Annotated in this window: 26 protein-coding genes; 10 read left to right on the top strand and 16 right to left on the bottom strand. The window is 73.4% G+C overall.

Annotated elements, in window-relative coordinates:
- Positions 1 to 13: 13 nt before the first annotated feature.
- The gene (locus DDW44_RS20105; RefSeq protein ID WP_026281538.1) at positions 14 to 763 is read right to left on the bottom strand and encodes a ferritin-like fold-containing protein; all 750 of its coding nucleotides are present in this window, start codon (positions 761 to 763) and stop codon (positions 14 to 16) included.
- A gap of 459 nt (positions 764 to 1,222) precedes the next feature.
- On the opposite strand from DDW44_RS20105, the gene DDW44_RS20095 reads away from it, so the two are divergent.
- Together DDW44_RS20095 and DDW44_RS20090 are read left to right on the top strand one after the other, a co-directional pair.
- Positions 1,223 to 2,857, top strand: coding sequence for a DEAD/DEAH box helicase (locus DDW44_RS20095; RefSeq protein WP_108907269.1), 1,635 nt, complete (start codon positions 1,223 to 1,225; stop codon positions 2,855 to 2,857).
- A gap of 111 nt (positions 2,858 to 2,968) precedes the next feature.
- Positions 2,969 to 3,832, top strand: coding sequence for an alpha/beta fold hydrolase (locus DDW44_RS20090; RefSeq protein ID WP_018889049.1), 864 nt, complete (start codon positions 2,969 to 2,971; stop codon positions 3,830 to 3,832).
- A 60-nt stretch (positions 3,833 to 3,892) separates the two neighbouring features.
- On the opposite strand, the gene DDW44_RS20085 is transcribed toward DDW44_RS20090, so the two are convergent.
- Positions 3,893 to 4,789 (bottom strand): NYN domain-containing protein, encoded by an 897-nt coding sequence (locus DDW44_RS20085; protein ID WP_170812759.1) that lies wholly within the window; start codon positions 4,787 to 4,789, stop codon positions 3,893 to 3,895.
- A gap of 136 nt (positions 4,790 to 4,925) precedes the next feature.
- Here DDW44_RS20085 and DDW44_RS32120 point away from each other — a divergent pair, with 136 nt between their 5' ends.
- Positions 4,926 to 5,078 (top strand): hypothetical protein, encoded by a 153-nt coding sequence (locus tag DDW44_RS32120; protein ID WP_017947180.1) that lies wholly within the window; start codon positions 4,926 to 4,928, stop codon positions 5,076 to 5,078.
- A gap of 94 nt (positions 5,079 to 5,172) precedes the next feature.
- Here the strand turns inward: DDW44_RS32120 and DDW44_RS20080 are convergent, their stop codons facing one another.
- From DDW44_RS20080 to DDW44_RS20060, 4 genes are all read right to left on the bottom strand, one after another.
- Positions 5,173 to 5,778 (bottom strand): MarC family protein, encoded by a 606-nt coding sequence (locus DDW44_RS20080; RefSeq protein ID WP_017947181.1) that lies wholly within the window; start codon positions 5,776 to 5,778, stop codon positions 5,173 to 5,175.
- 173 nt (positions 5,779 to 5,951) lie between these two features.
- Positions 5,952 to 6,824: a PHP domain-containing protein gene (locus DDW44_RS20075; protein WP_108907268.1), complete on the bottom strand. Its 873-nt coding sequence runs from the start codon at positions 6,822 to 6,824 to the stop codon at positions 5,952 to 5,954.
- Positions 6,825 to 7,251: 427 nt separating this feature from the next.
- Complete coding sequence (locus DDW44_RS20070) at positions 7,252 to 7,890, bottom strand: DUF6758 family protein (protein ID WP_026165182.1); 639 nt, start codon at positions 7,888 to 7,890, stop codon at positions 7,252 to 7,254.
- Positions 7,891 to 8,242: 352 nt separating this feature from the next.
- On the bottom strand, positions 8,243 to 8,827 hold the full coding sequence (locus DDW44_RS20060; RefSeq protein ID WP_108907267.1) for a suppressor of fused domain protein: 585 nt from the start codon (positions 8,825 to 8,827) through the stop codon (positions 8,243 to 8,245).
- A gap of 421 nt (positions 8,828 to 9,248) precedes the next feature.
- On the opposite strand from DDW44_RS20060, the gene DDW44_RS20055 reads away from it, so the two are divergent.
- Positions 9,249 to 10,364, top strand: a complete 1,116-nt coding sequence (locus DDW44_RS20055) for a magnesium and cobalt transport protein CorA (protein WP_018889053.1) — start codon at positions 9,249 to 9,251, stop codon at positions 10,362 to 10,364.
- 13 nt (positions 10,365 to 10,377) lie between these two features.
- On the top strand, positions 10,378 to 10,920 hold the full coding sequence (locus tag DDW44_RS20050; protein ID WP_108907266.1) for a hypothetical protein: 543 nt from the start codon (positions 10,378 to 10,380) through the stop codon (positions 10,918 to 10,920).
- 275 nt (positions 10,921 to 11,195) lie between these two features.
- On the opposite strand, the gene DDW44_RS20045 is transcribed toward DDW44_RS20050, so the two are convergent.
- On the bottom strand, positions 11,196 to 11,975 hold the full coding sequence (locus DDW44_RS20045) for a hypothetical protein (protein ID WP_108907265.1): 780 nt from the start codon (positions 11,973 to 11,975) through the stop codon (positions 11,196 to 11,198).
- A gap of 230 nt (positions 11,976 to 12,205) precedes the next feature.
- Here DDW44_RS20045 and DDW44_RS20040 point away from each other — a divergent pair, with 230 nt between their 5' ends.
- Together DDW44_RS20040 and DDW44_RS20035 are read left to right on the top strand one after the other, a co-directional pair.
- Positions 12,206 to 13,300 carry a CBS domain-containing protein gene (locus DDW44_RS20040; RefSeq protein ID WP_108908892.1) on the top strand — a complete coding sequence of 365 codons (1,095 nt, stop codon included), beginning with the start codon at positions 12,206 to 12,208 and terminating at the stop codon, positions 13,298 to 13,300.
- A gap of 43 nt (positions 13,301 to 13,343) precedes the next feature.
- Complete coding sequence (locus DDW44_RS20035; protein ID WP_026281541.1) at positions 13,344 to 14,477, top strand: Mrp/NBP35 family ATP-binding protein; 1,134 nt, start codon at positions 13,344 to 13,346, stop codon at positions 14,475 to 14,477.
- 97 nt (positions 14,478 to 14,574) lie between these two features.
- On the opposite strand, the gene DDW44_RS20030 is transcribed toward DDW44_RS20035, so the two are convergent.
- The 5 genes from DDW44_RS20030 to sigE form a co-directional block, all read right to left on the bottom strand.
- On the bottom strand, positions 14,575 to 15,237 hold the full coding sequence (locus DDW44_RS20030; RefSeq protein ID WP_108907264.1) for a hypothetical protein: 663 nt from the start codon (positions 15,235 to 15,237) through the stop codon (positions 14,575 to 14,577).
- 127 nt (positions 15,238 to 15,364) lie between these two features.
- The gene (locus DDW44_RS20025) at positions 15,365 to 15,808 is read right to left on the bottom strand and encodes a sec-independent translocase (RefSeq protein ID WP_017947191.1); all 444 of its coding nucleotides are present in this window, start codon (positions 15,806 to 15,808) and stop codon (positions 15,365 to 15,367) included.
- A 287-nt stretch (positions 15,809 to 16,095) separates the two neighbouring features.
- Positions 16,096 to 17,892 (bottom strand): trypsin-like peptidase domain-containing protein, encoded by a 1,797-nt coding sequence (locus DDW44_RS20020; RefSeq protein ID WP_108907263.1) that lies wholly within the window; start codon positions 17,890 to 17,892, stop codon positions 16,096 to 16,098.
- Positions 17,893 to 18,120: 228 nt separating this feature from the next.
- Positions 18,121 to 18,966 carry an anti-sigma factor family protein gene (locus DDW44_RS20015; protein ID WP_018889058.1) on the bottom strand — a complete coding sequence of 282 codons (846 nt, stop codon included), beginning with the start codon at positions 18,964 to 18,966 and terminating at the stop codon, positions 18,121 to 18,123.
- Positions 18,963 to 19,724, bottom strand: a complete 762-nt coding sequence (gene sigE, locus DDW44_RS20010) for an RNA polymerase sigma factor SigE (RefSeq protein ID WP_170812764.1) — start codon at positions 19,722 to 19,724, stop codon at positions 18,963 to 18,965. The genes DDW44_RS20015 and sigE overlap by 4 nt, the downstream gene beginning before the upstream one ends.
- A 140-nt stretch (positions 19,725 to 19,864) precedes the next feature.
- On the opposite strand from sigE, the gene DDW44_RS20005 reads away from it, so the two are divergent.
- Positions 19,865 to 20,530 (top strand): O-methyltransferase, encoded by a 666-nt coding sequence (locus DDW44_RS20005; protein ID WP_018889059.1) that lies wholly within the window; start codon positions 19,865 to 19,867, stop codon positions 20,528 to 20,530.
- A 232-nt stretch (positions 20,531 to 20,762) separates the two neighbouring features.
- Here the strand turns inward: DDW44_RS20005 and DDW44_RS20000 are convergent, their stop codons facing one another.
- Complete coding sequence (locus tag DDW44_RS20000; RefSeq protein WP_003966491.1) at positions 20,763 to 20,930, bottom strand: DUF3117 domain-containing protein; 168 nt, start codon at positions 20,928 to 20,930, stop codon at positions 20,763 to 20,765.
- A gap of 335 nt (positions 20,931 to 21,265) precedes the next feature.
- Here DDW44_RS20000 and chcB point away from each other — a divergent pair, with 335 nt between their 5' ends.
- Positions 21,266 to 22,066, top strand: a complete 801-nt coding sequence (chcB, locus tag DDW44_RS19995; protein ID WP_108907262.1) for a 2-cyclohexenylcarbonyl CoA isomerase — start codon at positions 21,266 to 21,268, stop codon at positions 22,064 to 22,066.
- Between the two features lie 238 nt (positions 22,067 to 22,304).
- On the opposite strand, the gene DDW44_RS19990 is transcribed toward chcB, so the two are convergent.
- Both DDW44_RS19990 and DDW44_RS19985 read right to left on the bottom strand, forming a co-directional pair.
- A complete protein-coding gene (locus DDW44_RS19990; protein ID WP_108907261.1) occupies positions 22,305 to 22,889 on the bottom strand; it encodes a DNA-3-methyladenine glycosylase I in 585 nt (194 codons plus the stop codon).
- Positions 22,886 to 23,383: a hypothetical protein gene (locus DDW44_RS19985; RefSeq protein WP_108907260.1), complete on the bottom strand. Its 498-nt coding sequence runs from the start codon at positions 23,381 to 23,383 to the stop codon at positions 22,886 to 22,888. The genes DDW44_RS19990 and DDW44_RS19985 overlap by 4 nt, the downstream gene beginning before the upstream one ends.
- 110 nt (positions 23,384 to 23,493) lie before the next feature.
- Here DDW44_RS19985 and folP point away from each other — a divergent pair, with 110 nt between their 5' ends.
- Complete coding sequence (folP, locus tag DDW44_RS19980; RefSeq protein ID WP_108908891.1) at positions 23,494 to 24,366, top strand: dihydropteroate synthase; 873 nt, start codon at positions 23,494 to 23,496, stop codon at positions 24,364 to 24,366.
- 201 nt (positions 24,367 to 24,567) lie between these two features.
- On the opposite strand, the gene DDW44_RS19975 is transcribed toward folP, so the two are convergent.
- Positions 24,568 to 25,347, bottom strand: coding sequence for an LOG family protein (locus tag DDW44_RS19975; protein WP_017947201.1), 780 nt, complete (start codon positions 25,345 to 25,347; stop codon positions 24,568 to 24,570).
- Between the last annotated feature and the right edge of the window lie 7 nt (positions 25,348 to 25,354).

Below are 25,354 nucleotides of genomic sequence, written 5' to 3'. Positions count from 1 at the left end.
GCATCCCCGGCCGCTACGAGGCGAGCCCCAGCGCGGCCATCCGCTTGGTGTGCGCCTTGGTGATCCGGGTGAACATCTCGCCGACCGCGGCCAGGTCGAACCCGTCCGCCACCCCGCCCACGAGCATCGTGGACAGTGCGTCGCGCTCCGCGACGACCCGCTGGGCCTGGGACAGCGCCTCGCCCATCAGCCGGCGGGCCCACAGCGCGAGCCGGCCGCCGACCCGCGGGTCCGCCTCGATCGCGGCGCGGACCTTCTCCACGGCGAAATTGCCGTGACCGGTGTCGTCGAGCACCGCGAGCACCAGGGCGCGGGTGTCGGAGTCCAGCCGTACGGCCACCTCGCGGTAGAAGTCGCTGGCGATCGAGTCGCCCACGTACGCCTTGACCAGGCCCTCCAGCCAGTCGGACGGGGCGGTCTGGCGGTGGAACCCGTCCAGCGCGGCCGCGAACGGCTCCATGGCCTTGGTGGGCTCGGTCTCGATCGCGGCCAGCCGGTCGCGGAGCCGCTCGAAGTGGTGGAACTCGGCGGAGGCCATCTTCGCCAGCTCGGCCTTGTCGGCCAGCGTCGGGGCCAGCTTGGCGTCCTCGGCGAGCCGCTCGAAGGCCGCCAGCTCGCCGTAGGCGAGCGCGCCGAGCAGATCCACGACCGCGGCGCGGTACTGGGGGTCGGCGGAGGCCGCGGCCCAGTCCTGGGCGGCGATCCCGGTCGGTTCTTCGGCCGCGTCGGCGGCCGGCGCGGTGGCGTTGTCAGGCGTCTCCATGAAGCGCACAATAGCCCGCCGTCGGCAGCGCGGAAGGGCCTGGTCAGCCCCGTCGCGACACGGCTCCGGGGAATTCGGCCGACACAGATGCGCGAATCCGGGGTACAGTGGTATTAAGCCTGCCGGTCTTATCGGCGGGCCCTCTGAATGAGGATGCCCGGTCGGTGGCCCGATCGGCTCCGACCCGACAGCCCTCTGTGCGCATTCCGCCACATGAGGGGACCTCAGCGGCACGAGCGCTCGAGCGACGGCAGTGGTCCCGCGCCTTCCGGCCAATCCACCGCCGGCACCCGTACCCAGGTGCGGTAGGACCCCCAGCGTTCGCCTCGCGCCGCGTCTCACAGAAGAGGCAACACCCTGACTACGCAGGCCAAGACTTTCCGAGAGCTCGGGATCCTCCCCGAGACCGCCGAGGCCCTGGAGGCCGTCGGCATCACCACGCCGTTCCCCATCCAGGAGATGACCCTTCCGGTCGCGCTCTCCGGCTCCGACGTCATCGGCCAGGCCAAGACCGGCACGGGCAAGACGCTGGGCTTCGGCCTCCCGCTGCTGGAGCGGGTCACCGTGCCCGCCGACGTGGAGGCGGGCCGGGCGAAGCCCGGGGAGCTGACCGACACGCCGCAGGCGCTCGTGGTCGTCCCCACCCGTGAGCTGTGCACGCAGGTCACCAACGACCTGCTCACGGCCGGCAAGGTGCGCAACGTCCGGGTGACCGCGATCTACGGCGGCCGCGCCTACGAGCCCCAGGTCGAGGCCCTGAAGAAGGGCGTCGACGTCGTCGTCGGCACACCCGGCCGGCTGCTGGACCTCGCGGGGCAGAAGAAGCTGAACCTCTCGCACGTCAAGGCGCTCGTCCTCGACGAGGCCGACGAGATGCTCGACCTGGGCTTCCTTCCCGACGTCGAGAAGATCATCCAGCTGCTGCCGGTGCGCCGCCAGACCATGCTGTTCTCGGCGACCATGCCGGGAGCGGTGATCGGGCTCGCGCGCCGCTACATGTCCCAGCCCACCCATATCCGCGCCACCGCGCCGGACGACCAGGGCGCGACCGTCGCGAACATCACACAGCGCGTGTACCGGGCGCACTCCCTGGACAAGCCCGAGCTGGTCGCCCGCATGCTGCAGGCCGAGGGCCGCGGCCTGGCGATGATCTTCTGCCGTACGAAGCGCACGGCCGCGGACATCGCCGACCAGCTCGCGCGGCGCGGCTTCGCCTCCGGCGCCGTCCACGGCGACCTGGGCCAGGGCGCGCGCGAGCAGGCGCTGCGCGCCTTCCGCAACGGCAAGGTCGACGTGCTGGTGTGCACCGACGTCGCCGCGCGCGGTATCGACGTCGAGGGCGTCACGCACGTGATCAACTACCAGACCCCGGAGGACGAGAAGACGTACCTCCACCGCATCGGCCGGACGGGCCGTGCGGGCGCGACCGGTACCGCGGTGACGCTGGTGGACTGGGACGACATCCCGCGCTGGCAGCTGATCAACAAGGCGCTGGACCTGGACTTCAACGACCCGGCCGAGACGTACTCCACGTCTCCGCACCTGTTCGAGGAGCTGGGCATCCCGGCGGGTACCAAGGGCGTACTGCCGCGCGCCGAGCGCACCCGCGCCGGTCTGGCGGCGGAGGAGCTCGAGGACCTGGGCGAGCCCGGCGGCCGCGGGTCGCGCACGAGGACGTCCGACCGCTCCGAGTCTCCCGCCCGTACCCGCACCCCGCGTCAGCGGCGCCGCACCCGCGGCGGAGCTTCGGTGGAGGCGGAGGCTGCCGTGACCGCCGCGGCCCCGGCCGCCGTGGAGGAGACGGCGGAGGCGCCGCGCACCCCGCGCCGTCGCCGCCGGACCCGGGTGGGCGCGGGCGCCGAGGCGTCCGCCGTGCCGGCGACCGAGGCACCGGCCACCGACGCCACCGCCGAGGAAGCGGCCCAGCCGCGCCGACGCCGCACCCGCGCCAAGGCGGTTCAGCCGGAGGCCGCGACCGCCACCACGACGGACGCACCCGCCGCGGAGGCACCGGCCACCGACGCCACCGCCGAGAAGCCGGCCCAGCCGCGCCGACGCCGCACCCGCGCCAAGGCGGTTCAGCCGGAGGCCTGAGCCGTTCACCGAGGGCCCGCCCCGTCCCGCCGAGGGATGGGGCGGGCCCTCGGCCGTCCGCTGCCGCCCGCCGGCGGCCAGCCGGCCGGACACGCCGGTAACCTCGTCCGCATGAGCCGGCCGCCCACCTTCCGCCCGCCCGCCTGTGCCCGCGCCTACGCGCTGCGCACCAGCCGCGGGGAGTTCGCCGTGCTGGACGCCGGACCGGGCCCCTGCCCGGACGGGGGCGTCCGGGACCGCAAGGGGACCGCGCTGCTGCTGCCCGGGTACACCGGCAGCAAGGAGGACTTCATCGCGCTGCTGGAGCCGATCGCCGCGGCTGGGTTCCGGGCCGTCGCCGTCGACGGGCGCGGCCAGTACGAGACCGGCGGCCCCGACGACGAGTCGGCCTACGCGCAGACCGAGTTGGCACGGGACGTGCTCGCGCAGGCGGAGGCGATCGGCGACGCGCCCGTACACCTCGTCGGGCATTCCCTGGGCGGCCAGATCGCACGGGCCGCCGTACTCCTCGACGTACGCCCGTTCCGGACCCTGACGCTGATGTCGTCCGGCCCGGCGCGCATCGCCCCCGCTCAGCAGCACAAGGTCAAGCTGCTGAACGACGCGCTGGCGGTGATGGACATGAGCGAGGTGTGGGAGGCCATGCGCGCCCTCGACCCGCCGGAGGAGGCCTCCACCGACGGCGAGGAGATGCGGCAACGATGGCTGCGCCACCGTCCCGCCCAGCTGCGGGCCACCGGCAGGCAGCTCACCGTGGAGCCGGACCGGGTCGACGAGCTCGCCGCCGCGGGGCCGCTGCCCGTGCATGTGCTGTCGGGCGAGCGGGACGACACCTGGCCGGTGCCGCTGCTCGACGAGATGGCCGCGCGGCTCGGGGCGTTCCGTACGGTGATCCAGGGGGCCGAGCACTCGCCGAACACGGACCGCCCGGCGCCGACCGCCGAGGCCCTGGTGGACTTCTGGTCCCGGCACTGACGGGCCGCCCCCTCAGCCGGCCGTCCGGTCGCCGAAGCCGTACCTCCGCGGCCTGCTGCCTCAGAACCGGCCCTGCAGGTGGTCCCAGAAGCCGTCCCGCAGCGCCCGCCGCAGATGGGCGTAGCCCCGCAGGGAGTGCTTCAGCAGCTTCTCCGCCTCGATGAGCAGGTCCTGGTCGACGGGGCCGGGCAGGTAGGGATGGCCGGGCAGCAGGGCGGCCAACGGATCACGGCCGCGTTCGGCCAGCCAGGTGGCGGCTATCTGCGCGCCCACGAAGCGCACGTCGTCACGGGACGGGGGCGGGCTGTCGTCCTCGTACGTCGTGACGGGCCGGCGCGTGACGTACGGGCGGCAGAAGTCGAGGTCGAAGGTGCGCTGGCTGTCGACCTCCCAGAGCAGTGGCTCGGCCTGGTTGCGGCCCTCGGCCGCCTCTATGCCCCACAGGTGGACCCGGGCGCCGAAGCCCTGGGCGGCCTCCACCGCCGAGACGAGGTCCTCGTCCCCGCCGACGAGCGCCGCGTCGCTGATCGCCCGGTGCCGGGCGAGTGACTCCAGGTCGCTGCGTATGAGGGAGTCGACGCCCTTCTGCTGGTTGTTGGCGTTGAGATTGCCGAGCCGGACCTTGACGTCGGGCAGTTCCGCTATGGCCTGCTGCTCGGCCGTGTGGATGCGGCGCCGCGCGCCGTCGTACCAGTAGACGCGCAGCAGCCGGCTGTCCGCGAAGATCGTGCGGGCCTTGTCGATGAACGCCTCGATGAGCCCTTCGGCGTCGAGGTCGAACGAGCGCCGGTCCTCGGTACCCGCCACAAGCAACCCGGCCGCAGCATAGACGTAACCGGCGTCGACGAAGATGGCATGCGTGGACGGGGTCTTGGCGACCTCGGCGATCATGCGCTGGAGCAGCTCGTTGGTGCGCTCCAGGCGGGCGCTCATCTCGGAAAGCTCAGAGTCGTTCATGACGACCCCATTGTGAGCGGGCCGGGGGCCGCCTGCCAGTAGTTAGCCATCCAAAAATTTTCTTTAGCGTAGGGAATGTTTGTAGGCAGCATCCCGTTGAGAGGTGCATACACAGACGGCCAGAGGGGAGTACTTCATGCGTTTCGAGATCATGCGACTCGACGACGTCGACGGCACCGCGGTGGACAGCACCGTCGTGGACGCCGCCTCCGTGGGCCGGATGGTGCAGCAGGCCGCCGCGATCGGCCAGCGTATCTACATCCGGCCGGCCGAGGCCTCGGCTTCGTAACGCCATCCGGCACAGCTGCACGGCGCCCCCGAACGGAGAAGCCTCCGTTCGGGGGCGCCGTGGCGAGCGCGGGCGGACCACCGGCGCGACGGCCTCAGGAGCCCTGGATCACCTGGGTGACCCCGTTGATGATCTGCTGCACGGCGATCGCCGAGAGCATCATGCCCGCCAGCCTGGTGACCAGCACCACTCCGCCGTCCTTGATCAAACGGATGATCAGCAGCGAATGGCGCATGGTCAGCCAGAGGACGGCGTGCATCGCGACGATCGCGGCCCAGACCGAGATCTGCTCGGCGGCGCCGCCCGCGTCCTGCACCGCGAGGATGACCGAGACGATCGCGCCGGGCCCAGCCAGCAGCGGCATGCCCAGCGGTACGAGCGCCACATTGACGTCCTTGGTCTGCTGGGGTTCGTCGGTCTTCCCGGTGAGCAGATCGAGCGCGATGAGCAGCAGGAGCAGCCCGCCCGCGATCATCAGCGCGGGCACCGAGACATGGAGGTAGTCGAGGATCTGCTGGCCGAGGATCCCGAAGACGGTGATCACGCCGAAGGCCACGGCCACCGCCTGCCACGCCATCCGGCGCTGGACCTTGGCGGGCCGGCCGGACGTGAGGGCCAGGAAGATCGGGGTGATTCCGGGAGGATCCATGATCACGAACAGGGTGAGGAACAGGGAGCCGAAGACGGCGGAGTCGAACACGGTGAGGCCTTGCGGGTGTGGGACAGACAGGGGTGTCGGGGAACCGGGGACGGACGAGGAGCGGCGCCGCGAGGTCCGTGCGCCGCAGGCGCGGGTACCTCGCCGCGGCGGACGGCGGCGTCCCGGAGACGGAGGGGGCCCGGGGGCCCGGGAGGAAGGTCGCAGAGGGGCGGTCAGACCCGGCGGCCGGGCGTTCCGCCCGTGCCCGGGACCGGGAACGCGCCGGTGGCACGGCGGGTGATCTCGCCGTACACCTCGGGGTCGGTGGTGAAGTCGCCGAGCAGGCAGGTCTTGCGGCTGCCGTGGTAGTCGCTCGAACCGGTGGCGAGCAGGCCGAGGTCCGCGGCAAGTCCGCGCAGCCGGGCCCGGGTCGGCTCGTCGTGGTCCATGTGGTCCACCTCGATGCCGTCCAGACCCGCCGCAGCCAGCCGGGCGATGACGTCCTCGGAGACGACCTCGCCGCGCTGCACGGCGAGCGGGTGGGCGAAGACCGTGACCCCGCCGGCCGCCTTCACCAGGCGAACGGCCTCGAACGGGTCGAGCTCGTGCTTCTCGACGTAGGCCCGGCCGCCGTTCGCGAGCCAGTCGGGGGTGAAGGCCGCGGACACATCGGGGACGACGCCGAGCTCGACCATCGCGGCGGCGATGTGCGGCCTGCCCACCGAGCCGTCGCCGGCAGTCCGGGAGACCTGCTCCCAGGTCACCGGCACACCCAGTTCCCGAAGCCTGCCGACCATGGCCCGGGCGCGCGGCACCCGGTCGTCCCGCACCAGCTCGCGCTCGCGCGCCAGCTCGGTCTCCTCGGGATCGAAGAGGTACGCCAGCATGTGGAGGCTCACACCGCCGGTGCGGCAGGAGAGCTCCGCGCCGGTGACGAGGGTCAGACCCTCGGGCAGCGCGGCGATCGCCTCGGCGTGGCCGGCCACGGTGTCGTGGTCGGTGAGCGCCACGACGTCGAGTCCGGCGGCCGCCGCGTTGCGGACGAGCTGCGCCGGGGTGTCGGTGCCGTCGGAGGCCGTGGAGTGGGTGTGCAGGTCGATGCGCACGACGCGGGACTCCAGGGCTCGGGGCGGACGGGCTGACGCCCAATCGTAACGGGGGCCCGAGCACCGCCCCGACCGGCTCGTCACGTGAAACCCGTCACGGACCGTGAGGGGTTCACGGGTCCGGGGACATCCGCGCGGAGCATGTGACCCGGTCCGCGGGCCGTCGTGCGGGACTGCCCCCGCCGGTCAGCGGGCCGTCGTACGGGAAGGCCGCGCCCTCGCCACCCCGCCGGGCCCACAGCCCACAGGGCCCACGGACCGCCGGGCCCACACCTCGCCAGACCCACAGCCCGCCGGGCTCACACTTCGCCGGGCTCACGCGACGGCTCGCGGCCACCCGCACCGGCCCCGTCCGGCTGCGGCTCCCACAGCCGGCCCCGCCGGCCCCGCCCAATCGTGCCGGGTCCCGGGCGCGGGCCGCCCGCCGTCACATCAGCAGGCGCGGCGAAAGCGCCCCGCAGGGCAGCAGCTCGAGTTCCTGACCGGCGTCGCGCAGATCGGTCAGTATCAGCTCGTCGTACATCAGCAGCCCGGTCGACTCGGGCCAGACGATCGCCCACAGCCACAGCCCCCGAGCCTCGCCCGCGAACACCGCGCGGTCCTCCGGGGCATCGTTGACGTGCCACAGCGGCGTCGGCCTGCCCGCGGCGAGGACCTTCGCCTGGGGCGAGGTGTCGACGGTCATGTGCGGCCCCGGGTCGGGTCCGTCGATCCCGGCGAACCGGGCGCCGAGGCCGACGCCGAGTTCCTCGGCGACGAGCAGCAACTCCCCCACGCCGCCCAGCGGTCCCGGCCCCGAGCAGGCCACGGCCGTGGCCCGGCCGCCGCTGCGGTCGTCGCCGGCGTAGGCGACGCCGGTGAAGAGCCAGCCGACGGGGAGCGGCCACGGCATCCACACGGGGACCTCGGCACGGGCCACCACCACGCTGAGGGCCTCGACGCTGGGCGGGATCACGGGCTGCAGCGGATACACGGAGCCGTGCACATCGCACTGCCACGTGTCGGCGAAGAGACCGGGCGCCCTGACCCGGCCACCGCACTTCGGGCAACTGGGTTCGCCCCTCATAGCGCTCAACGGTCCTACCCGTCCGGCGCCGCGTCAAGGACGATCACCCGTCCCGCACGGCGGTTTCACCCGCCCTCAGCAGGAAGGGCCGCATACCGGCCCGCGCCGGCCGGCAGTCCCGGCCGTCCCGCTCCACTGCCCGCGCAGGAGCGGAGAACCGGCCCACCCAGGAGAAGTTCCACTGTCAGTCCTGCGGCCACCAGAGCACACGCGGACACAGTGGGCGCCCTGAACGTTCTACGGGCCGGGCTGGTCCGTCGCGACGCCAACCCGGCATAGCGAGAAACCCCCTCGTTCACGAGGAGGAGGAGTCACGAGATGCGTCACTTCACACTCCGCACGACTGCTGACATCACGTCAGCGGCACGGACGAGCGCAGCGGATCGCGGAGGTCGGTGCCCTGGGTCAGCCACCGCTCCTGGAGCTTCTCCGCACCGTGCACCCGCTTCCACGCGGCCTCGTTCGGCGTCATCGGCAGCAGCGGCAGGAAGCGGACCGGGTCCATGGGGCCGCCGAGTTCGAGGTCCTCGACCAGGCCACCGGACTCGGCGACCAGCACCGAGGTGAACGGGGCACCCGGCCACAGCGGCTCGCCCACGTCCATGGAGTTCCCGGGGGCCACGACCACCCCCTCCACCTGCGGGGACGAGGCCAGGACGGCGAGCGGCCGCAGCACCTTGTCGGTCTCCGCCGACCCCGCGCGCACCGACAGGACCAACTCGGCGCGCGGTCCCTTGACCGGGTCGGCGAGGGCGTCCTCGGGGTCGTTCATCGGACGGGCCGACATGCCCAGGGTGGCGTACCGGACGACGTCCCCGTCGATGAACCGGAGCACCTCGATCCGGTCCGTGCCGAGAAAGGTGACGGCGGCGCGCGCGTCCGGTTCGCCCAGCGCGCTGCGCAGCCGCGCCTCGACCAAAGCAAGAACTTCTCCCATCCCGCGAGCATAGATCGCCCCGGGAACGGGCAAAGGAAGGGATTGGCCCTCAGTCGGCTGATAGGCTTGGCCGCCTGCTCGGGACAACATGCAGAAGCATGGTTCTCGGATCCCGACGACACGTCTTCCCCCACGGGGGACCGGCCGGAGGAGGTGGGGCTGCGATGGATCGAAGTCGACCGTGCAGTACCAACCGCTCTTCCGCGCGACTCCTTCCCTCCTTCCGCTGAGGACCCCCGCACCGGCGGCTCCACGGCACCGCGCACGACGGAAGAGCACGACTCACCTGCCTGACTGTCTGTAGCGAACGCCGTCACCGCGTACCGCGGTGCCGCCCGCTTTGCGGACGTACCGAGACACGTCCTCATTCCGGGCTGTGCCACGCCACGCACCGGCGGCCTCCGTCGTGAAGGAGCGTGCCATGTCGATGATCCGTGACCTGCGCCAAGTCGTCCGCCCCGCGCTGCGGAAGAGCGTCGGCCCGTACAGCGCGTACGACGCCACCCGTGACCCCTCGGCCTCCACCGCCGTCGTGGACTGCGCCGTCTACCGTGACGGCAAGCGCCTGGAGGACACCGGCTGCCTCACCCCGCGTGAGGCGATGCTGCGGGTGCGTGAGGGCGGCGGCTTCGCCTGGATCGGCCTGCACGAGCCGACGGAGGAGGAGTTCTCCGGTATCGCCGCCGAGTTCGGCCTGCACCCGCTGGCCGTCGAGGACGCCGTGCACGCCCACCAGCGGCCCAAGCTGGAGCGGTACGACGACACCCTGTTCACGGTCTTCAAGACGGTCCACTACGTGGACCACGCCGAGCTCACCCCGACCAGCCAGGTCGTCGAGACCGGCGAGGTGATGTGCTTCACCGGGCCCGACTTCGTGATCACCGTCCGGCACGGCGGGCAGGGGTCCCTGCGCAACCTCCGCCACCGGCTCCAGGACGACCCGGAGCTGCTCGCCAAAGGCCCCTCCGCGGTCCTCCACGCCATCGCCGACCACGTGGTGGACGGCTACATCGCGGTCGCCGACGCCGTGCAGGTCGACATCGACGAGATCGAGATCGACGTGTTCTCCGCGCCGTCGAAGGGCAGCACCCGGGGCACCGACACCGGGCGGATCTACCAGCTCAAGCGTGAGGTGCTGGAGTTCAAGCGGGCGGTGACACCGCTGCTGCGGCCGATGCAGCTGCTGAGCGAGCGTCCGATGCGGCTGGTCGACCCGGACATCCAGAAGTACTTCCGCGACGTCGCCGACCACCTGGCCCGGGTGCAGGAGCAGGTCATCGGCTTCGACGAGCTGCTGAACTCGATTCTTCAGGCCAATCTCGCGCAGGCCACCGTCGCCCAGAACGAGGACATGCGCAAGATCACGTCCTGGGCCGCGATCATCGCCGTACCGACGGCGGTGTGCGGGATCTACGGCATGAACTTCGACCACATGCCCGAGCTCCACTGGCGGTACGGGTACCCGATGGTGCTCGTCGGCATCGTCGGGATCTGTCTCACCATCCACCGCACCCTGAAGCGCAACGGCTGGCTCTAATAGGCTGCGGGGCATGAACGACGCTTCCGCACACCCCGCCGGGGACGCCCTGCTCGGGCCGGCCCTCGTGGAGGAGGCCACCAAGAAGTCCGGCCTCATCTGGGTCCGCGGCACCGGCCCGGACCGGGCGCTGTGGCACGCGTGGCACGACGGCGCCGCGCATGTCGTCGGGGACGGTCCGGGCGAGCAGCCGCTGCCCGGCCTGACCGGCGGCTCCACCGCCGAGGTCACCGTGCGCAGCAAGGACAAGGGCGGCCGGGTGGTGTCGTGGACCGCCGCGGTGACCGAGCTGACGCCGGGCTCCGAGGCCTGGGAGGCAGCCGTCGGCGAGCTGAAGGGCAAGCGGCTCAACGCCCCGGACGGCGAGCGGATGACCGAGCGCTGGCGCCGCGAGTGCCGGGTGCTGCGGCTGGAGCCGCGCGAGTCGACCACCGAGCACCCCGAGGGCTCGCTGGCCGCTGCACCGCTGCCCTCGCCGGCCACGACCAGGCGGCCCGTTCCGGCGGCGCTGCCCCGGCTCCTGGGCCTCGGCCGCAGGCGCCGCCGGAGCCGCTGAGGCCGCTGAGGCCGCTGAGGCCGCTGAGAGCGCGGCGCAGGCACCACCGGGGTTTCCGGGGGCCGTCGAAACCGGCGGGGGCACAGGCGCCACCGTGGCCCCCGAGGCCCCTCAGGCCGCGCAGGCCGCGCAGGCCGCGCAGGCCGCGCAGGCCGCGCAGGCCGCCGAGGACCGTACCCGTCGCCCGAGGACCGCGGGCCGCTGCCGAGGAGCCGCGCCGGGCGTCCGCGACCCGTCGCGCGCCGCCGGGGATCGTCCGGCGCGGGCGACACGGCCTACGGGCTGTCGCGCGGAAGCTGGCGGCCGTAGTCGACCGTCTCCTCCTTGGCGGGGGCCTCCAGCGGGAAGTCCTGCCCCCAGTCCCCCAGGGTGAGGACGCCCGCGTCGCCCGCCCGGTCCAGCTGGAGCGGGTACGGCGTCCCCTCCAGTGAGACGGCGAGCGTCCCGCCGTTGCCCCCGCCGCCCATGATCTTGATCGTGCGGACGCCGCCGATCGTGCTGCGGTCGCCCTTGCTGAGCTTGCCGTGCAGCCCCAGCAGCCCGTCGAGCAGCACGTTCATATCGGTGAAGCCCCGCAGCTGCTTGTAGGCCGGGTCGTCCTGGGGCACCTTCACGTACTTGTCGTCCAGCTTCTCGGCGGCGGCCCGGTCCTCCTCACCGGGTTCCGCGCCCCCGTCCCCGCCGTCGGAGTCGGCGTGCACCCAGAAGCCCGCGTCGGCCTTCAGATAGAGCGCTTCACCGACCCGGAGCAGCTCGAACGTGGAGTTCTTCGAGGTCACCGAACCGACCCCGCCGGTCTTCTTCAGCCGCATGTTCAGCTTGTACGTGCCGCCCTTGGACACCAGCGTGCCCGCCACCCGCACCGCGACCGCCGCGTCCGCCGCCGTCTTGGCCTTCTTCTCGATGGCGGTCGCCTCCAGCTTCCCGACGCCGTTCGTTCCCGCGTCCGGGTCCTCGCCGCACCCGGCGAGGGCGGCGGTCAGCGCCGCGCACAGTGCGACGGGGAGCGCGGCCCGGCGCGCAGGGGCTGCCGGACCCGGGGGGAGAGCGGTCACGTGCGCACTGCCTCTCATACGCGTGGGGGTGGCAGACCGCAGCGTACCCGGGGCCGCGGGGCGGTCCGGAAGGCAGTCGTCCGCACCGCCGGCGCCAGCGCCACGGATCGGTACGGGCTAGCCTGAAGCCGTTGAACGATGCCATTTCGGAGCAATCCGTTTCGCTCCTCGTACGACCTCCGGCGGACCTCTCGGTGCCCGCCGCGGCGGCGGTGGAGGAGGCTCTGAGCATGACGGCGGACGGCGCCCGGTTCTTCGTATCGCACCTCGCCGGGGTCCCGGTCTTCGGTCCCGGCGGGGTCCCGGTCGGACGCGTACGGGACGTGGTGGCCACCTTCCCGGCCGGTCGCCCGCCGCGGCTGACGGGTCTGGTCGTCGAAATGCGCGGGCACGGTCCCGTCTTCGTACCCGGGTCCCGGGTGACCGGCCTCGAGTCCGGCCAGGTCACCGTCTCCGGCGCGGTCAGCATGCGCCGTTTCAGCCCGGGACCGGGCGAGACACTCGTCCTGGACGGACTGCTGGACCGGCGGGTGCGGCTGGCCGACTCGGGCGAGGAGGTCACCGTCCTGGACGTCGAGGTGCACCGGCACCCGGAGCGCGGGCAGTGGGAGGCCGACCGGATCTGCGCCCGCCGGGACCGGGGCGGACCCGCGCGGCACCGGGGCGAGGCGCTGACCGTGCACTGGTCGGCGGTGCGGGGCCTGCCGCCCGGGGAGCCCGCACCCTCCCCGGAGCAGGACCGCGCGCGCCCCGGGGCGGAGGGCGAGGCGTCCGGGCAGGAGCGCACGGCACGCGCCCTGATGAGGACCGGGCCGGTCGTGGTGCCACCGGAGAGCACGGTCGCGAAGGCCCTGGCCCGGATCGGGGAGCGGGAGCCGATCCCGGCGCTGGCGGCCCAGGTGTACGTCTGCCGGCCGCCCGGCGAGCCGCCCACGGGCAGGTATCTGGGCACGGTGCCCGTCCAGCGGCTGCTGCGAAGCGCACCGGACGCGCCGGTCGCGCCCCTGGTGGACGCCGAGCTGCCGTCGCTGGACGCGGACACCCCGCTACCGGCGATCAGCTGCTGCCTGGCCGCCTACGACCTGGTGGCGGCGCCCGTGGTGGACGGCGGCGGGGCGCTGCTGGGCGCGGTCACCGTCGACGCCGTACTGGACCATCTGCTCCCCGACCACTGGCGGGAGGCCGAGTACGGATTGCCGGACTCCGAGGGCACCCGGCCCGGGGCGGCCGGGGCCCGCCCGGAGGGAGGACCACCGGGGCGGCCCGCGCCGGCCGCGCCGTTCCCCGCCGGGCCCCTTGGCGGACGTGACGAAGGCGACCGCTGACGCGGGCCCCCGGGGCGGGATCGCGCGCCGTACCATCGTGCGTATGGTTACGGAAGACGCGGTGCGCGACGCACTGGCGACGGTCAACGACCCCGAGATCAACAAGCCGATCACGGACCTCGGTATGGTCAAGTCGGTGCGGATCGGGTCCGACGGCGCGGTCGCCGTCACGGTCTACCTCACCGTCTCCGGCTGCCCGATGCGCGAGACGATCACCCAGCGCGTCACGGACGCCGTCTCGGGCGTCGAGGGCGTCACCGGCGTCGAGGTCACCCTGGACGTGATGAGCGACGAGCAGCGCCGTGAGCTCGCGGCCGCGCTGCGGGGCACGTCCGCCGAGCGCGAGGTGCCGTTCGCCAAGCCGGGCTCGCTGACGCGCGTCTACGCCGTCGCCTCCGGCAAGGGGGGCGTGGGCAAGTCCTCCGTGACGGTGAACCTGGCGGCTGCCATGGCCGCCGACGGGCTGAAGGTCGGGGTCGTCGACGCCGACATCTACGGCCACAGCGTGCCGCGCATGCTCGGCGCGGAAGGCCGTCCCACCCAGGTCGAGAACATGATCATGCCGCCGTCCGCGAACGGCGTGAAGGTCATCTCGATCGGCATGTTCACCCCGGGCAACGCCCCGGTCGTCTGGCGCGGGCCGATGCTGCACCGCGCGCTCCAGCAGTTCCTCGCGGACGTCTACTGGGGCGACCTGGACGTGCTGCTGCTCGACCTGCCGCCGGGGACGGGCGACATCGCCATCTCCGTCGCCCAGCTGGTGCCGAACGCCGAGATCCTCGTCGTCACCACCCCGCAGCAGGCGGCGGCGGAGGTCGCGGAGCGGGCCGGTTCCATCGCCGTCCAGACCCACCAGAAGATCGTCGGTGTCGTCGAGAACATGTCGGGTCTGCCGTGCCCGCACTGCGACGAGATGGTCGACGTCTTCGGTACGGGCGGCGGCCAGCTGGTGGCCGACGGACTGACGAAGACCACGGGCGCCCCGGTGCCGGTGCTCGGCCAGATCCCCATTGACGTGCGGCTCCGGGAGGGCGGCGACGACGGCAGGCCCGTCGTCCTCACCGACCCCGGGTCCCCGGCCGGTGCCGCCCTGCGGTCCATCGCGGGCAAGCTCGGCGGCCGTCAGCGCGGCCTTTCGGGCATGTCGCTCGGCATCACCCCGCGTAACAAGTTCTGACGCCGTCCCGGCCGCCGGCGGGACGACCGCACGGGACTGCCCACGGGCCACAGGGCCCGTGGGCAGTCGTCGTCACCGGCGGCGCGGCACGGCCCGGCTACGCGTACGCGCCCAGGTCCTGCACCACGGAGAAGCCGAGCCCGTACGCGCTCATCCCGCGCCCGTAGGCCCCGATGTGCACCTCGTTCCCGGTGGAACCGGCGAGCACCCAGCCGAACTCGGACTCGCGGTAGTGGAACGGCATCGGCACCCCGTCCACCGGCAGGGAGAGCTCCGACCAGGGGGGACCGGCCAGGTCGTCCGCGAGGTCGAAGGCGGTCTCCGTCTGCTGGTTCAGCCAGTCGTCCCGCAGGGAGTGGTCGAGCTGCGCCGGCCATGTGCAGGCCAGCAGGCCCGAGCCGGCCAGCCAGGCGGCCGAGGAGACGGTGGTGGCGTCCAGGACGCCCGTTCCGTCGCCGGTGCGGCGCACCGGGCTCGACGCGACGGTGACGACCACGGCGAAGTGTTCCTTCTCCCCGCCCGCGGCGTCGGACTTTATCGACGGCTCATCGCCGTGCCCCATGGAGCCGTGCTGCACCGAACCGTCCGCGGCCGTACCGACCTGCATCAGCCAGCGCGGCCCGGTGAAGGCCTCGTCCAGGCCGTACCAGGGGAAGGGTGCGCGCAGGTAGCCGTCGACGGTACGCCGGGCCGCGGGCACCCCCTCAGCGGTGGAACTGCCGGGCGGATCCTGCGCCCCTAGCCGACTCGTCGTCTCCATCTACCCGGCCGCCTCCTTGGTCAGCGAGGTCCGGAACGGCCCGCCCCCCGCGGGCGTCCTCGATCCCGGACAGATGGAGGATAGCCACCCGTCACCGCCCGGCCGGGATTGACGGCGGTTGGGGGCCTCAGGTGGCGTCCGAGTCGAAGGGCGGTCGCTCGCGCCGATCGGGCGTTTCGCGCTTCTTGAGGAGGTCCGGGGTCGCGCCGCCCGGCGTGCCGCCGACGCCGGCCGGCACCGAGTCGCCGGGTTCCTTGCCGTTCACGGCGTCCGCGACCTCGTTGATCTCCTTCTTGAGATCGAAGCTGCTGCGGATCTCCTTGAGGTCCTCGTTCTCGGTGAGCTGCTTCCGGATGAACGCCTTCGGGTTGAGGTCCTCGAACTCGAAGTCCTTGAACTCCGGTCCCAGTTCGCTGCGGATGTCGTGCTTCGCGTTGTCGGAGAACTCACGGACCTTGCGGATGAAGCGCGAGACGTCCTGGATGACCTTGGGCAGCTTGTCCGGGCCGAAGACCAGCACGGCGAGGACCACGAGCGTCACGAGCTCGAGTGCGCCTATGTCGTTGAACACCTTGCCGCTCCTTGTGTTCTCGTTCTCCGTGCCCGCAGCGCGGGACGAGCGGGACCGCTCCACGGTACCCGGCAAATCTGTCCCGACGGTACCTTCGGGATGTCCGGCACGTGCCGGTCGACGAGCCCCGGCAGCATCTTCGTGACGCCCGTCACACGGCGCTCTTGGCGAGCCCGACAGCGCCGTCGCCACGCCCGTCACCTCCCGCCCCGCGAACCCCGGCAGCACCGTCGCGACACCCGTCACATCCCGCTCCGCGAACCCCGGCAGCACCGTCGCGACACCCGTCACGTGCCCGTCGAGGAGCCGAGTGTCACCGCCCTGGTCTGCTCCTTGCCGTCGCGGAGCACCGTGAGCTCCAGCCGGTCGCCGGGCCGGTGCGCCCGGATCTTGACGATGAGCTCCTCGCCGTTGTGCACCCGCTGGCCGTCGACCTTGGTGATGACGTCGCCCGGGCGGATGCCCGCCGTGGCGGCGGGGCCGCCCGCGATGACGGACGGGGCCCCGTCTTTGCCCTTCTCGCCGACCCGGGCGCCGTCTCCCGAGTACTGCATGTCGAGGCTGACGCCGATCACCGGATGGGTGGCCTTTCCGGTGTTGATCAGCTCCTCGGCCACCCGCTTGCCCTGGTTGATGGGAATGGCGAAGCCGAGACCGATGGAGCCGGCCTGCCCGGAACCCGAGTCGGGGCCGGAACCGCCGTCCGCGGCGCGAATGGCGCTGTTGATGCCGATGACCCGCGCCTTGGAGTCGACGAGCGGTCCACCCGAGTTGCCGGGGTTTATCGGTGCGTCGGTCTGCAGGGCGTCGACGTAGCTGATGTCGCTGCCGTCACCCTTCTCCCCGCCGGCGGTGATCGGGCGCTCCTTGGCGCTGATGATTCCGGCGGTCACGGTGTTCTGGAGGTCGAAGGGGGCGCCGATGGCCACCACCGGGTCGCCGACCCGGACGTTGTCGGAGTTGCCCAGCGGCAGCGGCTTGAGGCCGGAGACCCCCCTGACCCTGACCACGGCGAGGTCGTAGCCGCTGTCCTTGCCGACGAGGGTGGCGCGCGCCGTCTCCCCGCCGCTGAAGGTGACGGAGATGTCGCCGGATCTGCCGGCCGGGGAGACCACGTGGTTGTTCGTGAGGATGTGCCCCTTCGCGTCCAGGACGAAGCCGGTGCCGGTGCCCTGCTCGCCGCCTCCGCTGACGTGCAGCGTCACCACGCCGGGGAGGGCGCTGGCCGCGATCCCGGCGACGCTGCCGGGCGCGCGGTCGGTGCTCTCCGGCCCCGCCTGGGGCAGTTCGACGGTGGTGATCCCCCCGTTGCGTTCCAGGTACGCGCCGACTCCGCCGCCGAGGACTCCGGCGAGCAGCGCGACGATCAGCCCCCCGGCGAAGGCCGTGCCCCGCCGGGTCTTGTTCTTCGGCGGTTCGCCGGTCCCGATCAGGGGCGCGCCGGGTGCGCCCCAGGGGTCGTACTGCCGCCACTGCTCCGCCACGGGGGCGGCCTGCGGCGCGGGGCCCGGGACGGGCTCGACGGGTACCGGGGCGGGGCCGTGGGCAGGTGCGGAGCCGGGGGAACCGCTGCCGGCCGGGTAGCGCGGCGGTGTGCCGCCCGCCCCGGTGGGGTGCTGCACCGGCGGTGCGGGCGCCCACGGGCCGGGGTCGCCGTACGGCGGTGTGCGGTACTCGTCCGGCTCGTGCAGGGGCCGGACGGCTTCACCCGTGTACCCGGCCGCCTGCTCGTCAGCCGGGCCGTGCGGGAGCTCCCCGGCCGTGCCGGGGGCGCCGTCCTGGGCCGGGTGCGGCCCGGGGCCGGGTGTGATGCCCCCGCGCCCGGCGCCGGACGCGTGGTGCGCCGCGGCGGCCGGATCGCCCTCGCGGGCCTCGTCCGGCGCGGGCCGCCGGGACCGCGCGTCCTCGGCGGGTGTGCCGCCCGGCGGCTGCGGGACGGCAGGGGCCTCGGCGCCGAAGGGCCCGGCCGGGGTGCTCTCGGGCCGGCCGTCCACCGTTTCCTGCCGTGCCACGGGCGCCGGTGGCGGAAGCGGGTAGTCGGCCCGGTCGTCGACGGGGGCCGGGGCCGCCTCTGCGTCACCCACCGGCGCTCCTGCCGCGGGCACGGTGCGGGCCGCGCCGGGAGGCGGCGACGGCTCGGGGTGGGCCGGACGGCTCCACCACTTCGGCTCGGGACCCGTCGGCTTCCCGTTCTCCATGCTCTCCCCGCAACTGCCGCTCCGTGCGCCCCGCCGGGCACCGTCCCCCGGATTCAACCAGGTTTGCGGATGGCGTCCTACCGTGCGGCCGGCCCCGGGGGTGATCGCCGCGCGTCAGCGCCGGGGCGGGGCGTCAAGTCTGCTGGGCAGCGGGGACGCGGACGGGCCGGGGCCCGGGGCGGTGGCCAGCTGGAACGCGGAGGCGGTCGGCCTCGCCTGCGCGGTGAGACCACCGTGGAGCAGCGACGACGCCGCGAAGGGATGGGCAGGTGGCCGCGTCCGGACCAGTGTGTGCGGGGCCACCGCCACCACGGGAGTGCTGCTGACGCCGGTCACGCCGACGCCGCCGGCCCGTCTGCGGTTGGCGTCCGCTCCGGCGCCGCTGGTGGCCGTGCGCAGGGGGGTCACATTGTTGCCCCGGTTGTCCCCGCGGGCCGAGGCGTCGCCGGTGGCGGCGAGCGGCAGCGCCCCGCCCAGGGCGATCGCGGCGAACGACACCGCGCTGGCCGCCGCGAAGGCGAACCTCCGGCCGCGCCACATGGAGCGCTCCGCTTCATGCCGGGCCGCGTCGTGGATGCGGAAACCGGACTCCGGGCCGCCCTCGGCCAGGCCGTGGCCGCCGGGGAGGAAACCGAAGCCGTTCGCGTTCACGCCGAAGACGCCATCGCCGGGACGCCCCCGGCCGAGAGGGCCTCCCCGCCGGTCGTCATCACCTCCCGGCGGCCCCGCGGGCAGCCCCTGGAGCCGTGCGAGCAGGCCCTCGGACGGCGGCGGCGGCGCGGCCGCGGCGAAGACGCTCTTCAGCCTGCGCTGTGCGTCGGCCTCGGCCTTGCACCTGGGGCAGGTCGCGAGATGGGCCAGGACGCGCTCGCGCGCGTCGTGTTCGAGCTCGCCGTCGACCAGGGCGGCGAGCCGGTCCCCCAGATGCTGCTCCGCGGGGGTCGGAATCGTGCCGCTCACGGCGCCCCGCCCTCCCCGGCCACGCCCGCGAGGGCCCGCTGCTCGGCACGCGCCTCGGGAGACCGGTGCTGCAGGGCCCTGCGCAGGTGGGAGCGGCCGCGGTGGATCCGGCTGCGGACGGTGCCGAGCTTGACGCCGAGCGTGGCGGCGATCTCCTCGTACGACAGGCCCTCGATGTCGCAGAGCACCACGGCGGCGCGGAACTCGGGGGCGAGGGTGTCCAGCGCCTGCTGGACGTCGGCGTCGAAGTGGGTGTCGTTGAAGACCTGCTGCGGGGACGGCTCCCGGCTGGGCAGCCGCTCGGCAGCGTCGTCGCCCAGGGCGTCGAAGCGGATGCGCTGCTTGCGGCGGACCATGTCGAGGAACAGGTTCGTGGTGATGCGGTGCAGCCAGCCCTCGAAGGTGCCCGGCGTGTAGGTCGACAGGGAGCGGAAGACCCGGACGAAGACCTCCTGGGTGAGGTCCTCGGCGTCGTGCTGGTTGCCGGTCAGACGGTAGGCGAGGCGGTAGACCCGCCCGCTGTGCGTGCTGACGATGTCCTCCCACGAGGGAGGCGTCCACGCCTGCGTTTCCGCATCCGGTGCGAACGTCGCGGTGGGTACGGAGTCGGCCTGGCCGGAACGGGCGTCAGCGGTGTCGGTCACGGATTTCGGCTCACCCGCCGACCCGAGAAGGCGCCTCAGCACCCCTCTCCGATCCACAGGCGCAGCCGCACCTCCCCTGTCGGCTCTGGTGGTGTCCAGTGGAGCCCCTACCATAGCCACCTCGCCCGTTAGCTCCGGATAAGAATCTTTACGCGAATTTGGGGAGCGCGCCGTCCGCCCCGGCCCTTTTCCCCGCTCTTCTGTAACGCCCGGTCCCATCTGCGGGTTCCCGTGCGCAACGGATACAGTCACGGTTGCGCCGACTACGGGGACAGGAGAGGGTCATTACCGCCAACCGGCAGACGAGCTGGGCGTTCGCCGACGCCTTTGTCGCCGAGGAAGAAGCACTGCGCTGGGCCCGTGACCGGGCCCGGGAGGCGGGGCTGCCCTCGGTGTCGCCCGGCACGGGCTCGGCCCTGCGTCTGCTGGCCGCGACGGCGGGGGCCAAGGCGGTGGCGGAGATCGGCACCGGCACCGGTGTCTCCGGGGTCTACCTGCTCCAGGGCATGCGGCCGGACGGCGTGCTGACCACGGTCGATCCGGAGCCGGAGCGCCAGCAGTTCGCACGCGAGGCGTTCCGCGCCGCCGGCTTCGCCGCGAACCGGGCCCGGTTCATCCCCGGCCGCGCGCTCGACGTGCTGCCCCGTCTCGCGGACGGCGGGTACGACCTCGTGTTCTGCGACGGCGACCGGCTGGAGTCCCTGGACTACCTAGCTGAATCGTTGCGCCTGTTGCGGCCCGGGGGTCTGGTCTGCTTCGAGGGCGTCTTCGCGGACGGCCGCACGGTCGACTCGGCGGCCCAGCCGGGCGAAGTGCTGCGGGTGCGGGAGCTGCTGCGCACGGTCCGGGAGAGCCAGGAACTGCTGCCCTCGCTGCTCCCGGTGGGCGACGGGCTGCTCTGCGCGGTACGGCGCGGCTGACGACCGCTCCGGGGTGCCGGGGCCGGGGGCGCGGGGCCGGGGAGCGGCCACGGGGGCGCCGCGAACTCGACTCGACGCCGGCCGCGGGAAGGACCACCCCCGGCGAGAGGCACCGGGAACGACCACCTCGGTGAAACGCGCGGCGTCGGGCAGGCGGCCTCCGGGAACGGCACCGCCCCGGCGCAGCGGGTGCCGTGCCGGGGCGGTACAGAAAGGTGTGGGCGCTTCCGCGTCAGCCGACGACCTTCTTGAGGGCATCGCCGAGGGCGTCGGCCTCGTCCGGAGTCAGCTCGACGACAAGCCGACCGCCGCCTTCGAGCGGAACGCGCATGACGATGCCCCGCCCCTCCTTGGTCACCTCGAGCGGGCCGTCGCCCGTCCGCGGCTTCATGGCCGCCATGCTCGTTCCCCTTCCTGAAACCAGCTCATCGTCAGCCGACGGCCCCTGGGTGGGCACACGTCACCGGCATCGAACACATTGCTTCCCAGCCATTATCCCGCATCGCGGGACCCGATGACCAACATCGGCCGGCATCGCTTGCGCAACGCGCTTTCGCAAAACCACCTAATTCGGGGAGCCGGCTGCGATACTTCGCCCCCCGCCCGGTACCGGCGCCGGAAACCGGGGCCCGGGAATTCTTTGACGCAGGTCACATACCGGGGGGTAGGTCGGTCCCGGCGGCCTCCGCCATGCTGGGCTCGACAACACTGCCCGAGGTGCGAAGGGGACACTCCATGGCCGACACCGTGCTGTACGAGGTGAACGACGGACTCGCGACGATCACGATCAACCGGCCCGAGGCCATGAACGCGATGAACGTCGAGGCCAAGGCCGCCCTGCGGGACGCCCTGCGGGCGGCCGGGGCGGACACCGGCGTACGGGCGGTGCTGCTGACGGCGACGGGCCGCGCCTTCTGCGTGGGCCAGGACCTCAAGGAGCACATCACCCTGCTGGCCTCCGACCGCGAGTCCGGCACCCACCACACCATGAACACCGTGCGCGACCACTACAACCCGATCGTGCGCGCGATCACCGAGATGCCGAAGCCGGTGGTGGCGGGCGTGAACGGCGTCGCCGCGGGTGCCGGCATGGGCTTCGCCCTGGCCGCCGACTACCGGGTCGTCGCCGACAGCGCCACGTTCACGACGTCCTTCGCCGGGGTGGCGCTGACGGCGGACTCCGGGGTCTCCTGGACGCTCCCCCGGCTCATCGGCCCCGGCAGGGCCGCCGACCTGCTGCTCTTTCCGCGGTCGATCACCGCGCAGGAGGCCTTCGAGCTGGGCATCGTGAACAAGCTCGTACCGGCCGGCGACCTGGCGGCGGAGGCCGCGGCGGTCGCCCGCGCCCTGGCCGGCGGCCCCACGCTGGCCTATGCCGCGATCAAGGAGTCCCTCGCCTACGCGGCGGGCCACACGCTGGGCGAGACGCTCGACAAGGAGGACGAGCTCCAGACCAGGGCCGGCGCCTCGGAGGACCACGCCATCGCGGTCCAGGCCTTCATCGCCAAGGAGAAGCCCGCGTACGTGGGCCGCTGAGGGGCTCACAGCACCGGCCGGTGGCGGTCGCGCGGAGCGTGCGCGACCGCCGGGATCACCGGCCGGGATCACCGCCCCGCGGCCGTCGCGCGTGCGGCGGGCGCGTCCGAGATCAGCTCGGCACGGACGGGTCGCGCCCGGGGCCGCCGCGCGCACGGAACGGGCGCGACGAACAGCCCGATCGCCGCGACCGGAGCCCCGCGGCCGTCGCGCTCACGGAACGGGCGCGGCGCCCGGGTCACCGCCCCCCGCGTGCCACGCAGTCCGCGAGATGGTCGTCGACCAGACCGCAGGCCTGCATCAGCGCGTAGGCCGTCGTCGGGCCGATGAAACGCAGACCGCGCCTCTTGAGCTCCTTGGAGAGGGCGGTGGACTCGTCCGTGACCGCCGGGACGTCCGCGAGGGTGCGCGGCGCCCGGCGGACGGCAGGATCCGGCGCGTACGACCAGATCACGGCGTCGAGCTCGCCCTCCGCCCAGCCCGCCAGCACCTGGGCGTTGGCGATGGTCGCCTCGATCTTGGCGCGGTTGCGGATGATGCCCGCGTCGGCGAGCAGACGCTCCCGGTCGTCGTCCGTGAAGGCCGCGACCGAGACGATCCGGAAACCCGCGAACGCTTCCCGGAAGCCCTCACGGCGGCGGAGAATGGTGATCCAGGACAGGCCCGACTGGAACGCCTCCAGCGCGAGCCGCTCGAACAGCGCGTCGTCCCCGCGGACCGGGCGGCCCCACTCCTCGTCGTGGTACCTGACGTAGTCCTCGGTGGACAGGCCCCAGGGGCAGCGCAGCCGCCCGTCCGGTCCGGCCACGGCTCCGCCGCTCATCGCCGCCCCCCGTCGTCCTGTCCGGTCCCCTCACCGGGGAGGTCCGGGTGCCCGGGCGGGGGGTCCCCCGGATCCGGCGCGCCCGGGCCGCTCTCCGCGGCCGGGCGGTCCCCGCCGGCCTTCGGGAAGGGGCCCGGCCGCTCCCCCGGCACGTCCTCGGGCCGCTCGCCGAGGAGCCGGTCCCGGCTGAACTCCGTCGCCTGCCGGCCCGCCAGCGCGGTCTCCAGCTCGGCGATCCGGGCGTCCCGCTCCGCGAGCTCCGCGCCGAGCCGTCCGAGGACCTCGTCGACGTCGAGCATCCGGTACCCCCGCGCCGTCACCGGCAGACGCAGCGCCTCGATGTCGGCGCGGCCCACGGGGCGCGTCAGCGGCAGCGGGTCCACCAGGCGCTCCGGCGCCACCTCGGGGAGCACCGCCTTGTCACCGCCGCCGACCACCGCCAGGGTGACCGCGGCGACGACCACGACCATCGCGATCAGCAAGAACCAGAACACAGCGCGCCTCTCCCCGGAGCAGAAACCGTCCGCTGCCGATCGTGCCATGCGCCACCGACGGTTAAGGTCGCAGGCGACCGATCGCAAGGAGGAAACAGCGGATGCAGGGGATGCACGACGGGACTCTGCGACTGGGGAGGCGCGAGTTCGGCGCGCACGAGCCAGTGATCATGGCGATCGTGAACCGGACGCCGGACTCCTTCTACGACCAGGGCGCCACGTTCCGCGACGAGCCGGCTCTCGCCCGGGTCGAGCAGGCGGTGTCCGAGGGTGCCGCCATCATCGACATCGGCGGAGTGAAGGCCGGCCCCGGCGAGGAGGTCAGCGCGGCGGAGGAGGCTCGCCGCACGGTCGGTTTCGTCGCCGAGGTGCGCAGGCGCTTCCCGGACGTGGTGATCAGCGTCGACACCTGGCGGCACGACGTGGGCGCCGCCGTCTGCGAGGCGGGCGCCGACCTGCTGAACGACGCCTGGGGCGGCGTCGACCCCGCTCTGGCCGAGGTGGCCGCCCGGTACGGGGCGGGCCTGGTCTGCACGCACGCCGGCGGGGCCGAGCCGCGGACCCGGCCGCACCGGGTCGCGTACGACGACGTGATGGCGGACATCCTGAGGGTGACGACCGGGCTGGCGGAGCGCGCGCTGGGACTCGGGGTGCGCCGGGACGGCATCCTGATCGACCCGGGACACGACTTCGGGAAGAACACCCGCCACTCGCTGGAGGCGACCCGCCGACTGGGCGAGATGGCCGGGACGGGCTGGCCGGTGCTGGTCTCGCTGTCCAACAAGGACTTCGTGGGCGAGACCCTCGACCGCCCGGTCAAGGAGCGGCTGATCGGCACGCTGGCGACGACGGCGGTGTCGGCGTGGCTCGGTGCGCGGGTGTACCGGGTGCACGAGGTGGCGGAGACCCGGCAGGTGCTGGAGATGGTGGCGTCGATCGCCGGGCACCGGCCCCCGGCGGTCGCCCGCCGGGGCCTGGCCTGAGCCCCGCGCCGGCCCGGAGCGGCGACCGCCCGGGATCCGGCGGTGGGACCCGGCGGCGGAACGCGACGCGGAGGCCGGCGCTCCGGACCGGGAGGGCTCGCCGCCCTGGTCCGGGGCGCGGCCGTCCGGCCGGGGCGGACCGGGCGGGGCGGACCGGCGGGCCCGGCGAACCGGGCCCGCTGCTCACTGCCCGCTGCCCGCTCAGGCCTCGTAGCCCTCGTACGGGATCGGCGGCGGCGGTCCGGTCTCCTTGGTGACCAGGGCGACGGCCTCGTCCACGTCGTCCGTGACATGGAAGAGCAGCAGATCGCGCGCCGACGCCTTGCCCTCCGCGACGACCGTCCCGCGCAGCCAGTCGACCAGGCCAGACCAGTACGCGGACCCGAAGAGCACCACGGGGAAGCGGGTCACCTTCCCGGTCTGGACGAGGGTGAGCGCCTCGAACAGCTCGTCCAGCGTGCCGAAGCCGCCCGGCATGACCACGAAGCCCTGCGCGTACTTGACGAACATCGTCTTGCGGACGAAGAAGTAGCGGAAGTTCACGCCGATGTCGACGTGCGCGTTGAGGCCCTGCTCGAAGGGCAGCTCGATGCCCAGCCCGACCGAGATGCCGCCGGCCTCCCGCGCGCCGCGGTTGGCGGCCTCCATCGCCCCCGGACCGCCTCCGGTGATCACGGCGAAGCCGGCGTCCACCAGCGCCCTGCCGATCCGCACGGCGGCGTCGTACTCGGGGGTACCGGGAGCGGTCCGGGCGGAGCCGAAGACACTGATGGCGCTGGGCAGTTCGGCGAGCGCGCCGAAGCCCTCCACGAACTCCGACTGGATGCGCATGACCCGCCACGGATCGGTGTGCACCCACTGCGAATCGCCCTCGGTGTCCAGCAGGCGCTGGTCCGTGGTACCCGGCTGGATCTGATCCCTGCGCCGCACCACCGGACCCAGCCGCTGCTCCTCCGGCCGCGCTTCCCCGGGACTGCCCATGACCTGC

It is taken from the genome of Streptomyces tirandamycinicus (assembly GCF_003097515.1).
Lineage (GTDB): Bacteria > Actinomycetota > Actinomycetes > Streptomycetales > Streptomycetaceae > Streptomyces > Streptomyces tirandamycinicus.
This window is presented reverse-complemented; position numbering and strand designations above follow the sequence as displayed.

Bases quoted from the DNA above. Each gene is read 5' to 3' on its own strand.
- DDW44_RS20105 (WP_026281538.1), bottom strand. From the start codon at position 763: ATGGAGACGCCTGACAACGCCACCGCGCCGGCCGCCGACGCGGCCGAA.
- DDW44_RS20095 (WP_108907269.1), top strand. From the start codon at position 1,223: ATGACCCTTCCGGTCGCGCTCTCCGGCTCCGACGTCATCGGCCAGGCC.
- DDW44_RS20090 (WP_018889049.1), top strand. From the start codon at position 2,969: ATGAGCCGGCCGCCCACCTTCCGCCCGCCCGCCTGTGCCCGCGCCTAC.
- DDW44_RS20085 (WP_170812759.1), bottom strand. From the start codon at position 4,789: ATGAACGACTCTGAGCTTTCCGAGATGAGCGCCCGCCTGGAGCGCACC.
- DDW44_RS32120 (WP_017947180.1), top strand. From the start codon at position 4,926: ATGCGTTTCGAGATCATGCGACTCGACGACGTCGACGGCACCGCGGTG.
- DDW44_RS20070 (WP_026165182.1), bottom strand. From the start codon at position 7,890: ATGAGGGGCGAACCCAGTTGCCCGAAGTGCGGTGGCCGGGTCAGGGCG.
- DDW44_RS20060 (WP_108907267.1), bottom strand. From the start codon at position 8,827: ATGGGAGAAGTTCTTGCTTTGGTCGAGGCGCGGCTGCGCAGCGCGCTG.
- DDW44_RS20055 (WP_018889053.1), top strand. From the start codon at position 9,249: ATGTCGATGATCCGTGACCTGCGCCAAGTCGTCCGCCCCGCGCTGCGG.
- DDW44_RS20050 (WP_108907266.1), top strand. From the start codon at position 10,378: ATGAACGACGCTTCCGCACACCCCGCCGGGGACGCCCTGCTCGGGCCG.
- DDW44_RS20040 (WP_108908892.1), top strand. From the start codon at position 12,206: ATGACGGCGGACGGCGCCCGGTTCTTCGTATCGCACCTCGCCGGGGTC.
- DDW44_RS20035 (WP_026281541.1), top strand. From the start codon at position 13,344: ATGGTTACGGAAGACGCGGTGCGCGACGCACTGGCGACGGTCAACGAC.
- DDW44_RS20030 (WP_108907264.1), bottom strand. From the start codon at position 15,237: ATGGAGACGACGAGTCGGCTAGGGGCGCAGGATCCGCCCGGCAGTTCC.
- sigE (WP_170812764.1), bottom strand. From the start codon at position 19,724: ATGGTAGGGGCTCCACTGGACACCACCAGAGCCGACAGGGGAGGTGCG.
- DDW44_RS20000 (WP_003966491.1), bottom strand. From the start codon at position 20,930: ATGGCGGCCATGAAGCCGCGGACGGGCGACGGCCCGCTCGAGGTGACC.
- chcB (WP_108907262.1), top strand. From the start codon at position 21,266: ATGGCCGACACCGTGCTGTACGAGGTGAACGACGGACTCGCGACGATC.
- DDW44_RS19990 (WP_108907261.1), bottom strand. From the start codon at position 22,889: ATGAGCGGCGGAGCCGTGGCCGGACCGGACGGGCGGCTGCGCTGCCCC.
- folP (WP_108908891.1), top strand. From the start codon at position 23,494: ATGCACGACGGGACTCTGCGACTGGGGAGGCGCGAGTTCGGCGCGCAC.
- DDW44_RS19975 (WP_017947201.1), bottom strand. From the start codon at position 25,347: ATGGGCAGTCCCGGGGAAGCGCGGCCGGAGGAGCAGCGGCTGGGTCCG.